We start from the raw sequence: 14,623 nt of genomic DNA on the forward strand, positions 1-14,623 counted from the left end.
CAGCAGCCGGTCAGGCGGTCGCCGCCGAGGCGGGCGGCGCCGAAAACACCAGGTACATCACGAGCAGGAGCAGCACGATCAGCACGATCCAGCTGCGCTGCGAGACATTGGCGAAGCCGGGCGGTTCGGTCGCCGACGGTGCCTGATGAGGCGGGCGTGGCCGGCGCGCCAGGCCGGTGGTGCGCGCCTGCGGCTTACGTGGAGTGCTGCCGGGCAGCCGGCCGTGGGTGCGGAAGAACTGCATCGCCTGGCTGTAACGCAGCGTGAGTTCCGGCAGCGCCATGCTCGTGCCGGCAGAAGGCAGGTCGCCATCGATGTGCCGGTCCGGATGCAGTTCGGCCACGCGCCGCCGGTAGGCGCGCTTGAAATCGTCCAGGCCGCAATCCGGATCGATGCCGAGCTCGCTGTACAACGAATGGAAATCGACTTCCATGGCGTGCGTCTGGTGGAAAAAGTTCACGTCGTGACCTGAATCTATCTTCCCATACGTTTTGGAAGAATGGAGGAGGCGCGGACGGCCTCCATGGGGCATCACGTTGAGCACTGCCAGCGACACCACCGAAGGTCATCGTCGATCGCAGGCCGCAAAGCTGGAACTGCCGTGGCGCGGCGAAGGGCAGGCGGCGGGGACGGAAGCGCGCATCGCGCTGCCCGTCGCCCTCGGCCGCCTGGCACAGACCTGTGGCGTGGAGACGCATCAGGTCGCCGTGGTCGCCTGGGCGGCGCTGGTGGCGCGCATGCGCGCCGAGCCCACCACGAACGTGATGGTGGCCTGGGAACAGGCGCCGACCGCTGCGCCGGTGGCATGGACACTGTCGCTGGAGGACGGACTGGCGGACGCTTTGGTCGGCCTGGCCGACGCCCTGCGGCCGGAGTCGTCCGCAACGAGTGGGCAGCCTGCTACACCCGCAGGCGATGCGGTGCCGGCGACGGGCTATGCGCGCGAGGCGGCCACTGCGCCGGCCTGTGAGCTGGTACTGCGCCTGAGCGGCGGCGACGCGACGCTGCACGATCGCGAGGGTGGATACACGGACGGCCAGCTCGATGCCTGGCTGGCGTACTGGACGTGCCTGCTCGAATCGCTGCTGGAATCGCCGGGCATATCCCTTGCGCGCGCTGCGATCGTGCCGCATGCGATGCGTCGCGAACTGCTCGACTACGGAAACGGCACCGGTCAAGCGTTTCCCCGCGTCTCCGGCGTCCATCGCCTGTTCGAAGCGCAGGCCGCCGCCACGCCGCAGGCCATCGCTCTGGAACAGGACGTGCGCCGATTGACCTATGCGCAACTGGATGCGCAGGCCAACCGGCTCGCGCGGCTGCTGAAGCGGCACGGCGTTGGGCCGGACGAACGCGTCGCGATCTACGTCGAGCGCGGCATCGAAGTGGTGCTGGGGCTGCTCGCCGTGCTGAAGGCCGGTGGCGCCTACGTGCCGCTGGATCCGACGTATCCCGCCGAGCGCCTGTCGTACACCGTGTCCGACAGCAGGCCGCGCGTGCTGTTGACCATGTCGGGTATGGAGCAGGACGCGCGCGACGTGCTGGGCGAACTGCCGGACAGCCTGGTCGTGGTCGACCTGCGCGATCCGTCGCCGGCCTGGGCCGCGCTGCCGGCGCATGTGCTGGACGACGGCGAAGCCCGTGTCGACGCCGGTGATCTGGCGTATGTGCTGTACACCTCGGGCTCCACCGGCAAACCCAAGGGCGTGGCGATGCCGCATGGCCCGCTGGTGAACCTGATCCAGTGGCAGATGCGCGAGCCGGGCAACGGCGTGCCGTTGCGCACGCTGCAGTTCGCCGCCCTGGGTTTCGACGTGGCCTTCCAGGAGGTGTTCGCCACGCTGTCCACCGGCGGTACGCTGCTTGCCATCGACCAGGAGACCCGCATGAGCGCGGGCAAGCTGTTCGAGTTCATCGTCGGGCAGCGCGTCGAGCGCATGTTCCTGCCGTACTTCGCCCTGCAGATGCTGGCCGAAGGCCTGGAAGGCCATCTCGCCGGACAGCCGGACGGCCACCGTCTGGACTGCGCGCTGCGCGAGGTCATCACCGCCGGCGAGCAGTTGCGCATCGAGCCGAAGATCGTGCGGTTCTTCGAGCAACTCCCTGGCTGCCGCCTCCACAACCACTACGGTCCCACCGAGACGCACGTGGTCACGGCGCTGACGCTGCCGGAAGATCCACGGTCATGGCCACGGCTGCCCACCATCGGCGCGCCCATCGCCAACGCGCGCGTCTACGTGCTTGATGCGCAGGGCCAGCCTCTGCCGCAGGGCGTGGTCGGCGAGCTGTACCTGGCCGGGCCGGTGGTCGCGCGCGGTTATCTGCAGCGTGACGACCTGACGGCCGAGCGCTTCCTGCGAGATCCCTTCGTCGATGCCGGCGACGCACGCATGTACCGCACCGGCGACCTGGGGCGCTGGCTGCCGGACGGCACGATCGACTATCTCGGGCGCCAGGACTTCCAGGTGAAGATCCGCGGCTTCCGCGTGGAGCTGGGCGAGATCGAGGCACAGGTAATGGCATTCCCCGGCGTGCGCGAAGCCGGCGTGCTGGCGCGCGAGGACGTGCCGGGCCTGAAGCGCCTGGTCGCCTACGTGGCGCCGCAGGACCCGAAGGCGCCGGTGGATGTCGAACGCCTGCGCCAGCATCTGGTCGGCGTGCTGCCGGACTACATGGTGCCGGCTGCCTACGTGCAGCTGGACGCGCTGCCGCTGTCGCCGAACGGCAAGCTCGACAGGCAGAAGCTGCCGCGTCCGGGCCGCCAACGGCCGGAATGGGCGGGCGCCTACAGCGCGCCGCGCGACGCGACCGAAACGGCCCTGTGCCGCATCTTCGCCGATGTCCTGGATCTCGAAGACCTGGGGCGGGACGACAACTTCTTCGACCTCGGCGGCACGTCGCTGCTGGCGGTCCGCATGCTGGAAGCCGCACGCCGCGAGCGACTGGGCGACGTGCCGGCGATGGCGCTGTTCCGTGCGCCCACGCCCGCGCAGCTTGCGGTCGCGATGACGGCCGGTCGCCGGGTGCCGCTGGAGTCCGCGCGCATCGCCGTGCGGCGCGATTCGCAGGCGCACGAGCCCATCGCCATCGTCGGCATGGCCGGACGCTTCCCGGGCGCGGCGACGGTGGAGGCGTTCTGGGACAACCTGTGCGCCGGGCGCGACAGCGTCAGCCGGTTCGCCGCCGACGAACTCGATGCCGGCGTTCCCGAGTCGCAGCGCGCCCATCCCGCCTACGTGCCGGCACGCGGCGTGTTCGACGATGTCGACAAGTTCGACGCCGCGTTCTTCGGCATCTCGCCGAAGGAAGCGGAGCTGATGGATCCGCAGCAACGCATCTTCCTGGAACTGTGCTGGGAATGCATCGAACGCGCCGGCCATGTGCCGGACGCGGCCGAGGTGCCGGTGGGCGTGTTCGCCGGCATGTACAACGCCAGCTACTACCAGCGCAACGTGCTGGCCCATCCGGATCTGGTCGAGAAACTCGGCGCGTTCCAGGTGATGCTGGGCAACGAGAAGGACTACATCGCCACGCGCGTGGCGCACAAATTGAATCTCACCGGCCCGGCGATCAGCGTGCACACCGCGTGCTCCACGTCGCTGGTGGCGATCAGCGAGGCCATCGACAGCCTGCGTGCCGGTCGCTGCGGCATGGCGCTGGCGGGCGGCATCGCGGTGACCTGTCCGGTGCGCAGCGGCCATGTGTACCAGGAGGGCGGCATGCTGTCGGCCGATGGCCACACGCGCAGCTTCGACGCCAAAGCCAGCGGCACGGTGTTCAGCGATGGCGCCGCCGTCGTCCTGCTGAAGCGCCTGTCCGACGCCATCGCGGACGGCAATCCGGTCTACGCGGTCGTGCGCGGTGCGGCCGTCAACAACGATGGCGGGCAGAAAGCCAGCTTCACCGCGCCGAGCAGCGAAGGGCAGGCCGCAGTGATCGCGATGGCGCACGCCGACGCCGGCGTGGACGCGCGCAGCATCGGTTACATTGAAGCGCACGGCACCGCGACGCCGCTGGGCGATCCCATCGAGATCGAAGGCCTGACGCATGCCTTCCGCCAGACCACCGACGACACGGGTTTCTGCGTGGTCGGTTCGGTGAAGAGCAACGTGGGCCATCTGCTGATGGCCGCCGGTGCGGCGGGCGTGATCAAGACGGCGTACGCGCTGCAGTATGGCTGCCTACCACCGACCGCGCATTTCCGCCGGGCCAACCCGGTGATCGATTTCGAACCCACCCCGTTCCGTGTGAGCGGCGAGCTGCAGCCATGGGCGGACGTCGACGGTCAGCCGCGCCGCGCCGGTGTCAGTTCGTTTGGCGTGGGCGGCACCAATGCGCACGTGGTGATGGAACAGGCGCCGGCAGTGGCGCCGTCCGAGCCGGCAGAAGGCGCGCAGCTACTGACGCTGTCGGCGCGCACGCCGGTGGCGCTGGTCGAGGCCGTCGCGCGCCTGGCCGATCACCTGGAAACCGCGGTCGATACCAACCTCGCCGATGTGGCGTGGACGCTGGCCGTGGGCCGCAAGGCATTCCCGCACCGTATCAGTGTCGCAGCAGACACGGCGGACGCCGCCGTCGCGCAGTTGCGCAGCGCCGACCTGTCCGCGGCCGCCGCGAAGTCCCGGCCCGTGCAGGCCGCCGATGTCGTCTTCATGTTCCCGGGCCAGGGCTGCCAGTACGCCGGCATGGGTCGCACGCTGTACGCGCGCGAGCCGGTGTTCCGTGCCGCGTTCGACGACTGCGCCCGCGTGCTCGATGCCGAACTGGGGCAGGACCTGCGCGCGCTGGTGTTCGGCGACGATGCCGATGCGCTGCTGCCGACGGCGATCATGCAGCCGGCGATCTTCAGCATCGAGTACTCGCTGGCACGCTGGTGGATGGCGCAGGGCGTGGTGCCGGTGGCGATGGTCGGCCACAGCGTCGGCGAGTTCGTCGCCGCCACGCTGGCGGGCGTGTTCGCGTTGCCGGATGCGCTGCGCCTGGTGGCACGCCGCGGTCGCCTGATGCAGGCGCAGCCCTCGGGGGCCATGCTGTCGGTACGCCTGCCGCAGGAGACGCTGATGGCGCGCCTGCCGGTGGCCCTGTCGCTGGCGGCCGAGAACGCGCCGAACGCCTGTGTCGTGGCCGGGCCGCACGATGCCATCGCTGCTTTCCAGCAGCAGTTGGAAGGCGAGGGCGTGGCCTGCCGCGCGTTGAAGACTTCGCATGCCTTCCATTCCGCGATGATGGATGCGGTGGTGCCGGCGTTCCGCGCCGAGGTCGATGCACTGGTGCGCAAGGCACCGTCGCTGCCCCTGCTGTCCACCGCCTCCGCCGGCTGGCTGCAGGACGAAGAGGCGGTGTCCGCCGACTACTGGGCGCGCCACCTGCGCGAGCCGGTGCGCTTCTCCACCGCCATCGCGCAGGTGCTGGACCGTCCCGGCCGCGTGCTGCTGGAGATCGGGCCGCGCAACACGCTGGCGGCGCTGTCGCGCCAGCAGCCGCTGGTGCAGCAGCACCGCATCGCGTCGGTCGCGTCGCTGTCCGACGACGCCGATGGCGAACAGGCCGCGTTGCTGGCTGCGTTCGGCCAGCTGTGGTCGCAGGGCGTGGTCCTGGATCCGGCGGCGCTGGATCGCCGCGGCCGGCGCCTGCGTGTACGCCTGCCGACCTATCCGTTCGAGAAAAAGCGTTATTGGGTGGAGGCGCACACCGCGGCGCCCCGCAATGTCGTTCCCCATCCCAGCATGGCCGCCCGCGCGGTCCCGGAGAGCCTGATGTCCGTCGTGCCCGAAGCCGCTTCCCCTGTCGCCACCGTCGATCGCCGTCCGCGCATCGCCGCGCAGCTGAAGGAGCTCTTCGAGGACGTCGCCGGCTTCGACCTGTCCGAGGCGGACGGGGATGCCAACTTCATCGAACTGGGCCTGGACAGCCTGATGCTGACGCAGGTCGCGCTGCAACTGCAGAAGACGTTCCCGGTCAGGATCACCTTCCGCCAGCTGATGGGCGACTACGCCAGCCTCGACCGGCTGACGCAGGCGCTGGATGCGCAGCTGCCCGTGGAAGCGGCGCCTGCGCCGGCGGTCGCCGCCGCGCCTGCGGCCGAGGTGGCGGCATCGCCGGCCGCGACGGTGCCGGTGACGCCGGTGGCGCTGCCGTCGGCTCCGGTGGTCATGGCGCCGCTGCAGCCGTTGGCCGGCGGCGACGCCCTCAGCCAGCTGATCGCCCAGCAGATGCAGCTGATGTCGCAACAACTGGCGCTGCTGGCGGGCAGTGCGCCTTCCTCGCTCGCAGCGGCACCGGTGGCCGCGGCGCCTGCCATGCCCGTGCCCGCGCCTGCCGCGGTCGTCGCCGCTCCGTCCGCTGTGCAGGCTGCGGTTCCTGCGCCCGCAACCAATGCCGCTGACGAAGAAGCCGCCCTCGCGCACACGCGCTACGACGTCAAGAAGGCCTTCGGCGCGATTGCACGCATCGACGCCAGCGGCGGCACCGAACTCAACCCCCACCAGCGCGAGCGCCTGGACGCGTTCATGCGCCGCTACGTCGCGCGCACGCCCAAGTCCAGGGCATACACCCAGGAACACCGCGGCCACATGGCCGATCCGCGCGTGGTCACCGGCTTCCGTCCGCTGACCAAGGAGATCGTGTACCAGATCGTCGTCGAGCGCTCGAAGGGCTCGCACGTGTGGGACATCGATGGCCATGAGTACGTCGATGCTCTGAACGGCTTCGGCACCAGCCTGTTCGGCTGGCAACCGGACTTCGTGGTCGACGCGGTCAAGCAGCAGATCGACCACGGTTACGAGATCGGGCCGATGCACCCGCTGGCGGGCGAAGTGTCGAAGCTGGTCTGCGAGCTGACCGGCCACGACCGCGCGGCGCTGTGCAATACCGGCTCCGAGGCCGTGCTGGGTGCGATGCGCATCGCGCGCACGGCGACCGGCCGCGAGACCATCGTGGTGTTCTCGGGCTCGTACCACGGCATCAACGACGAAGTGATCGTGCGCGGCACCAAGAAGCTGCGCGCGGTGCCGGCCGCGCCGGGCATCCTGCGCAACACCGCCGAGAAGGTGCTGGTGCTGGATTACGGCACGCCGGAGACGCTGGAGATCATCCGCGAGCGCGCGCACGAGCTGGCCGCCGTGCTGGTCGAACCGGTGCAGAGCCGTCGCCCCGACTTCCAGCCGGTCGAGTTCCTGAAGGAAGTCCGGAAAATCACCGCCGACGCCGGCGCGGTGCTGATCTTCGACGAAGTGATCACCGGCTTCCGTTCGCATCCGGGGGGCGCGCAGGCGCTGTTCGGCATCAAGGCCGACCTGTGCACCTACGGCAAGGTCGTCGGCGGCGGCTATCCGATCGGCGTGATGGCCGGCAAGCGCGAATACATGGATGCGCTGGATGGCGGCTATTGGCAATACGGCGACGACTCCACGCCGCCGGCGGGCGTGACCTATTTCGCCGGTACCTTCGTGCGCCATCCGCTGACGCTCGCGGCCGCGAAAGCCTCGCTGCTGCACATGAAGGAACACGGCGCGGCGCTGCAGCAGCGTCTCAACGAGCGGACCGCGGCGATGGCGGCGGAACTCAATGCGTTCTCCGAAGGCGTCGGCGCGCCGGTCCGCATCAAGCACTTCGCATCGTTGTGGCGCACGCATTTCGACGAGGACCATCCGTTGCAGGACCTGCTGTTCGCGATGATGCGCAGCCGCGGCATCCATATCCTCGACAACTTCCCTTGCTTCTTCACCACCGCGCACAGCGAGGCGGACTTCCAGGCGATCGGTCAGGCGTGGAAGGAAGCGGTGCTCGAACTGCAGGAAGCCGAACTGCTGCCGCGTCATGCGGCGACGTCGCGTACCGTCATGGATGCGGCGAATCCGGCCGTGCCGGGTGCGCGCCTGGGGCGCGATCCGGAAGGCCGTCCCGCCTGGTACGTGCCCAACCCGGACGCGCCGGGCCAGTACCTCCGGGTGAGTGCGTGAGCGAGACGGGGCTGCAGCGCCACGGCGAGCCGGTTGCGGTCGATTACGATCCGTTCGCAGGTGGCGCGCTCGCGCGCGTGGCACCCACCACCGAGCCGCAGCGCGAGCTCTGGCTTGCCTCGCAACTCGGTGAAGATGCCTCGCTGGCGTACAACGAATCGGTGTCGCTGCGCCTGCGGGGCGGGCTGGACGCGGCCCGCCTGCAGCGCGCGCTGCAGGAGGTCGTTGCGCGGCACGATGCGCTGCGTGCCAGTTTCGGCCCGGACGGCGAGACCTTCTGCGTGCTGGAACCCGCTCCGCTGTTGTTGCCGTTGACCGACCTGTCCGCGTTGCCGCTCGCCGAGCGCGATGCGCAGCTGGCGGCCCGTCGTCGCGCCGGCGTGGAGACGCCGTTCGCGCTCGCCCACGGCAGGCTGTTCCGTGCCGAGCTGCTGCACCTGGCGCCGCAGGACCATGTGCTGCTGATGCACGCGCACCACCTTGTCTGCGACGGCTGGTCGTGGTGGGTGATCGTGCGCGAGCTGGGAGCCGCCTATGCGCAGGCCGGCAGCCTGCCCGATGCGGACCTCTATGCCGACTATGCGCTGGCCGAGGCGCTGCATCCCGGCGGCCCGCAATACCGGGAGGACGAAGCGTACTGGCTGTCGCAATTCGCGGGCCTGTCGCCGGTGCTCGACCTGCCGACCGACCGGCCGCGACCGGCGCGCCGCACCTTCGCCTCGCTGCGCGAAGACCACGTGCTGGATGCGGACCTCGTCGCCGCGGTCCGCAGGATGGGCGCGCGCCGCGGCGCCAGCCTGTTCGCCACGCTGCTCGGCGGTTTCGCCACGCTGCTCTCGCGCATCGCCGGGCAGGAGCAGGTGGTGGTGGGCATTCCCGCCGCCGGGCAGTCGGTCGACGGCCACGACCATCTGGTCGGCCATTGCGTCAACCTGCTGCCGCTGAAATTCGACCTGTCGTCCACCGACAGTTTCACCCGTGTGCTGGACGGCGCGCAGAACACGTTGCTGGACGCCATCGAGCACCAGCGCTACACCTTCGGCACGCTGCTGAAGAAGCTGCGCATCGCGCGCGATCCCGCGCGCCTGCCGCTGGCCAGCGTGATGTTCAACATCGACCAGGCGCTGGACCAGGAGAAAAGCGGATTCCCCGGCCTGGCGCTGGACTTCACCACCAATCCCCGCCGTTTCGAGAACTTCGAGCTGTCCATCAACGCGGTGCAGGTGGACGGCACGCTGCGGCTGGAAACGCAGTACAACACCGACCTGTTCGACGCGCGTACCGTGCGCCGTTGGCTGTCGGCGTTCGAGACGCTGCTGCGCGCCGCTGCCGAGTCGCCGGACGAGCGCATCGGCCGGCTGCCGCTGGTGGATGCGACCGCACGCGCGGAGCTGGCCGCGCTGCAGCATGCGCCGGTCGCGTTCGACCGCGAGTGCCGCATGCACGAACACGTCGAGCGCCAGTGCGACCGCACGCCGGACCGCGCTGCCGTGCGCGCGGACGACGGGGCGCTGTCCTATCGGCAACTGGAGGCGCGCGCCAACCGCATCGCCCACTTGCTGCGCCGCCATGGCGTGCAGAAGGGCGCACTGGTGGGTCTGGCCGTGGATCGCGGCGCCGACATGCTGGTATCGCTGCTCGGCATCCTGAAGGCGGGCGCGGGGTACGTACCGCTGGATCCGCAGTTTCCCGCCGATCGACTGTCCTACATGGCGGGCGATGCCGGCCTTGCCGCGCTGGTGACGCAATCGCACCACGTGGACCGGTTCGACCTGCGCGGTCGCCCGGTGCTGGCGCTGGACACGCTGGCCGCCGAGCTGGCGGCGTTGCCGGACACGCGCCTGGGCCGTGATGCGGGCGCGGCGGCCCCGGAATCGGCGGCTTACGTCATCTATACGTCCGGCTCCACCGGCCGCCCGAAAGGCGTGCAGGTGCCGCACCGTGCGGTCTCGAACTTCATCACCGGCATGCAGGCCGAGCCCGGCCTGTCGATCGACGACCGTCTGGTCGCGGTGACCACGCTGTCGTTCGATATCGCCGTTCTCGAACTGATGCTGCCGCTGAGCGTGGGCGCGGAAGTCGTCGTGGCCGGCAAGGACGCCGTGATCGACGGCACCGCGCTGTCCGCGCTGCTGGCTGTCTCGGAGGCGACCGCCATGCAGGCGACACCGGCCAGCTGGCGCCTGTTGCTGGAAGCCGGCTGGACGGGGGGCCGTGCCGGCTTCAAGGCGATGTGCGGTGGCGAGCCGCTGCCGCCGGACCTGGCGCAGGCGCTGCTGTCGCGCTGCGGAGAAGTGTGGAACCTCTACGGGCCGACCGAGACCACCGTGTGGTCGACCGTCATGCGCGTGCAGGCGGCGCAGGATGCGCTGCCCGACATCCATATCGGTCATCCGATCGCGAACACGCAGGTCTGGATCCTCGACGAGAACGGCCAGCCCTGTCCGCGCGGCGTGCCGGGTGAGATCTGCATCGGGGGCGAGGGCGTGACGCTGGGGTATCTCGCGCGTCCTGAGCTCACCGCCGACCGCTTCCTGCCGGACGCGTTCGCCGATGCGTCGAAAGGCATCGGCACCGGCATCTCCGCGCCGACGCTGTACCGCACGGGCGATCGTGGCCGCTGGCGCGCCGATGGCCAGCTCGAACATCTCGGCCGCCTCGATTTCCAGGTGAAGGTGCGTGGATACCGCATCGAGCTGGGCGAGATCGAAAGCCAGCTGCTGACGCATCCGTCGCTGTCGCGCGCGGTGGCGATGGCACGCGAGGATCGTCCCGGCGACGTGCGCCTGGTCGCCTATATCGTGACGGCGTCGCCGGACGCACCGGACGATGCCGGACTGGTCGCGCACCTGAAACAGCGGTTGCCCGACTACATGGTGCCGCAGCATGTCGTACGCCTGCCGGCCATCCCGCTGCTCCCGAACGGCAAGGTCGACCGCAAGGCGCTGCCCGCGCCCGTGGCAACGCAATCTGCGGCAGCCGCGAGCGGCGCGGCGCCGGCCTCCGCGCGTCCGGCCGATGCGCTGCAGGCGCAGGTGCTGAAGGCGATGGAGGAGGTGCTGGGGCGTCCCGGCCTCGGCATGGACGACGGTTTCTTCGAAATGGGCGGGCATTCGCTGCTGGCGGCGCAGCTGTGCGCGCGCATCGGCCGTGTCCTCGACGTGACCGTGCCGTTGCGGCAGCTGTTCGATACGCCCACCGCGCGCGGACTTTCGGAGGCGCTGCGCGCGCAGACCACCCTGCCGTCGCAGGAGCGGTCGTCCGGGCTGTCCGTTCCACGGCTCGCCGATCGCGGCGTCGCGCCGATGACGCTGATGCAACAGCGGCTGTGGGTGCTGGAACAGATCGACCCGGGCGCGGTGACCTACAACACGCCGTCGGCGCACCGCCTGCATGGCCCGATCGACACGCATGCGCTGGAGCGCGCCTTCCGGGAGATGGTCCGCCGGCAGGCGTCACTGCGCACGATCCTGGTACCGCACGGCGACACGGCCGTGCAGAAGATCCTGGACGAGGTCGACGTGCCGCTGTTGCCGGCGACCGATCTTTCGCATCTTGCGGACCCGGAGCGCATGGCCACTCTGATGGCGGACCTGGAGGCGAGGACCGCGGAGCCCTTCGTGCTGGACCAGGGTCCGCTGTTCCGGGTCGCCTTGTACAAGCTGGCCGACGACGACCACGTCCTGTACTTCATGACCCATCACGCCATCTGGGACGGATGGTCCTTCGACATCTTCTATGCGGAAATGTCGGCGCTGTACGACGCCTTCGCCGCCGGCAAGCCTTCGCCGCTGCCGGACCTGGAGACGGAGTACGGCGATTTCTCCGCATGGCACCGGCAGCAGCTGGAAGGCGATGCCCTCAAACGGCAGGTGGACTACTGGACCGCGCATCTGGCCGGCGGCCTGGAGCCGCTGCACCTGCCGGAGGACAAGCCGCGTCCGGCGAAGGCCAGCGGGGTCGGCGGCACCGACTGGGTGCATGTCGACAGCGCCACCACGGAAGCCCTGCGTAACGTCGGTGCGCGCGCGGGCGCCACGCTGTTCATGACGCTGCTGGCGGCGTATTACGTGCTGCTGCATCGCTTGGGCGGCCAGGAAGACCTGGTGGTCGGCATGCCGTTCCGCAACCGTCCCAGCGATGCGCTGGAGAAGGTGATGGGCTTCTTCGTCAACGTGCTGCCGCTGCGTCGACGGCTGGATCCGTCCATGCCGTTCATGATGCTGGTGGAAGAGGTCAGGGCGGGACTGGTGGAGGCACTGGACCATCCGGATGTTCCTTTCGAACACCTTATGCAGGAGCTGAAGGTGGCGCGGGATCCCAGCCGCTCGCCGATCTTCCAGGCGCTGTTCTCGTTCCAGGACGTGCGCGCGCGCAACCTCCGCTGGGGCGACCTGCGCCACGAACATCTGCTGATGTTCCAGAAGGGCATGGCCCACGACCTGGGCATCTGGTTCCTGGAACATCCGACCGGCCTGTCGGGCGCGCTGGGGTACAACGCCGACATCCTGACCGCCGAAGGCGCACGCGCCATCGGGTATCGCTTCAGCACGCTGCTGGAGGCGATCGCGCGCAACCCCGAAGCGGCCATCGGCGCACTGCCGATCGTGGGCGCCGACGATGTCGCCAGGCTGGGGCAATGGAACTCCACGGCCGCCGCCCTGCCGGCCGAACGCACCGCGCACGCGCTGCTGCATGCGCAGTCGCTGCGCACGCCCGCGTCGATCGCCGTGTCCTGCGAGGGTGTGGACACGACGTACCGCGATCTGCAGGCGCGCAGCGCATGCATCGCCGATGCGCTGGCGCAGCGCGGCGTGCGTCCCGGCGACCGTGTCGGCATCTGCCTCGACCGTCACGCGGACCTGGTGGCCGCCATGCTGGCGGTATGGCGTGCGGGAGCGGCCTATGTCCCGCTCGATCCGGCGTATCCGCCGGACCGGTTGCGCTTCATGGTGGAGGACGCGGACTTGCGGCTGGTGGTGAGCGAAGCCGGTCTCGCCGCGCCGTTGCAGCTTGCGGCGGACCGGCTGCTGCGCCTGGACGCCGATGCCGAGGCCATCGCGTCGGCGCCACGCCTGCCTGCGCTGCATGACGCGAGCCTGGGCGATCACGACACGACCGCCTACGTCATCTACACCTCGGGTTCCACCGGCAAGCCGAAGGGCGTGTGCGTCCCGCACGGCGCGGTAGTGAACTTCCTGGCGAGCATGGCGCGCGAACCCGGACTGTCGCCGAGCGACCGGCTGGTGGCGGTGACCACCACATCGTTCGACATCGCGGTGCTCGAACTTTTCGTGCCGCTGGCCGTCGGGGCGCATGTCGTCCTCGCCAGTCGCGAAGCCGCCAGCGATGGCGACGCGCTGGCCCGTCTGCTGCGCGGGTCGCGGGCCACGGTCATGCAGGCGACGCCGTCGACGTGGCGCATGCTGAGGGACGCCGGCTGGACGCCGGACGCGCCGTTCAAGGCGCTGTGCGGTGGCGAACCGCTCCCGCCGGATCTCGCCGTGGATCTGCTCGCGACCGGCGTGGCGCTGTGGAACATGTACGGCCCGACCGAGACGACGGTGTGGTCGACCTGCACGCGCATCCTGCCCGGCGAAGCAGGGCGGGCGCCCGACATCCACATCGGCCGCCCCATCGCGAACACGACCGTGTGGGTGCTGGACGCCCGCGGCGCCCTGTGCCCGCCGGGCGTGTCGGGCGAGATCCACATCGGTGGCGCGGGCGTCACCCAGGGTTACCTGCACCGCCCGGAACTGACGGCCGACCGCTTCGTGCCGGACCATCTGGTCACGGCTGGCCGCGCGGGCGACGCACGCCTCTATCGCACCGGCGATCGCGGGCGCTGGCGTACCGACGGCGTGCTGGAACACCAGGGACGGCTCGATTTCCAAGTGAAAGTGCGTGGCCATCGCATCGAGCTGGGCGAGATCGAGCATGTGCTGTCGCGGCAGCAAGGCGTGTCGCGCGCGGTGACGATCGTGCGCGAGGACACGCCGGGCGATGTGCGCCTGGTGGCCTACGTGGTGATGGACGACGGCGCGGGGGACGAGCAACGCCTGGTGTCCGCCCTGCGCGACGCGCTGCCGCGCTACATGGTGCCGCAGCACATCGTCCGGCTGCAGGCCATTCCGCTGTTGCCGAACGGCAAGCTCGACCGCGGTCGGCTGCCTGCGCCCTCGGGCGTGGCAGCGGCGCAGGAAAAACACGGAGACGCACGCCGCTTCGACGATCCACGCCAGGCGTACCTCGCAGGCGTCTGGAGCGAACTGCTCGGCGTGACGGTCGACGCAGGCGACAACTTCTTCGAGGCGGGAGGCCATTCCATGCTGGCCGTCCAGATGGCCAACCGCGTCGCGCGGGACACCGGCGTGCGGTTGCGCATCCTCGATCTGGCCACGCAGACGCTCGCCCAGGCGGCGGAGCAGCTACCATCCTCGACGGGGTCGGAGGGCGATGGCGGGGGAAAGGCCGCTCCCGCCGGTCTGTTGCGCCGCATGGCGCGCTGGTTCCGGCGTGGGGAGGCTCCCCGTGCCGGCTAGCGCACCAGGAAGCATCCTCGACCGGGACGGTCGCGCGGCAGGGGTGGACGAACGGGAAGGGGGCAGGTTTGAACGAGGTCCGGCAGCCGGGCGCGTGCACGTACGGCATCACTTCCCGTCGCA

3 protein-coding genes are annotated in these 14,623 nt (G+C 70.0%); 2 read left to right on the plus strand and 1 reads right to left on the minus strand.

Features of this window, described 5'->3' with window-relative positions:
• Positions 1 to 10: 10 nt before the first annotated feature.
• Positions 11 to 556: a hypothetical protein gene (locus tag AC1Q5B_RS16040; protein WP_492632488.1), complete on the minus strand. Its 546-nt coding sequence runs from the start codon at positions 554 to 556 to the stop codon at positions 11 to 13.
• Between AC1Q5B_RS16040 and AC1Q5B_RS16045 the strand changes: the two genes are divergently transcribed.
• Both AC1Q5B_RS16045 and AC1Q5B_RS16050 read left to right on the plus strand, forming a co-directional pair.
• A complete protein-coding gene (locus AC1Q5B_RS16045) occupies positions 537 to 7,958 on the plus strand; it encodes an amino acid adenylation domain-containing protein (protein ID WP_492632489.1) in 7,422 nt (2,473 codons plus the stop codon). The genes AC1Q5B_RS16040 and AC1Q5B_RS16045 overlap by 20 nt on opposite strands.
• Positions 7,955 to 14,500 carry an amino acid adenylation domain-containing protein gene (locus AC1Q5B_RS16050; RefSeq protein WP_492632490.1) on the plus strand — a complete coding sequence of 2,182 codons (6,546 nt, stop codon included), beginning with the start codon at positions 7,955 to 7,957 and terminating at the stop codon, positions 14,498 to 14,500. The genes AC1Q5B_RS16045 and AC1Q5B_RS16050 overlap by 4 nt, the downstream gene beginning before the upstream one ends.
• Positions 14,501 to 14,623: the final 123 nt, after the last annotated feature.

The organism is Pseudoxanthomonas sp. GW835-FHT14C01 (assembly GCF_058793715.1).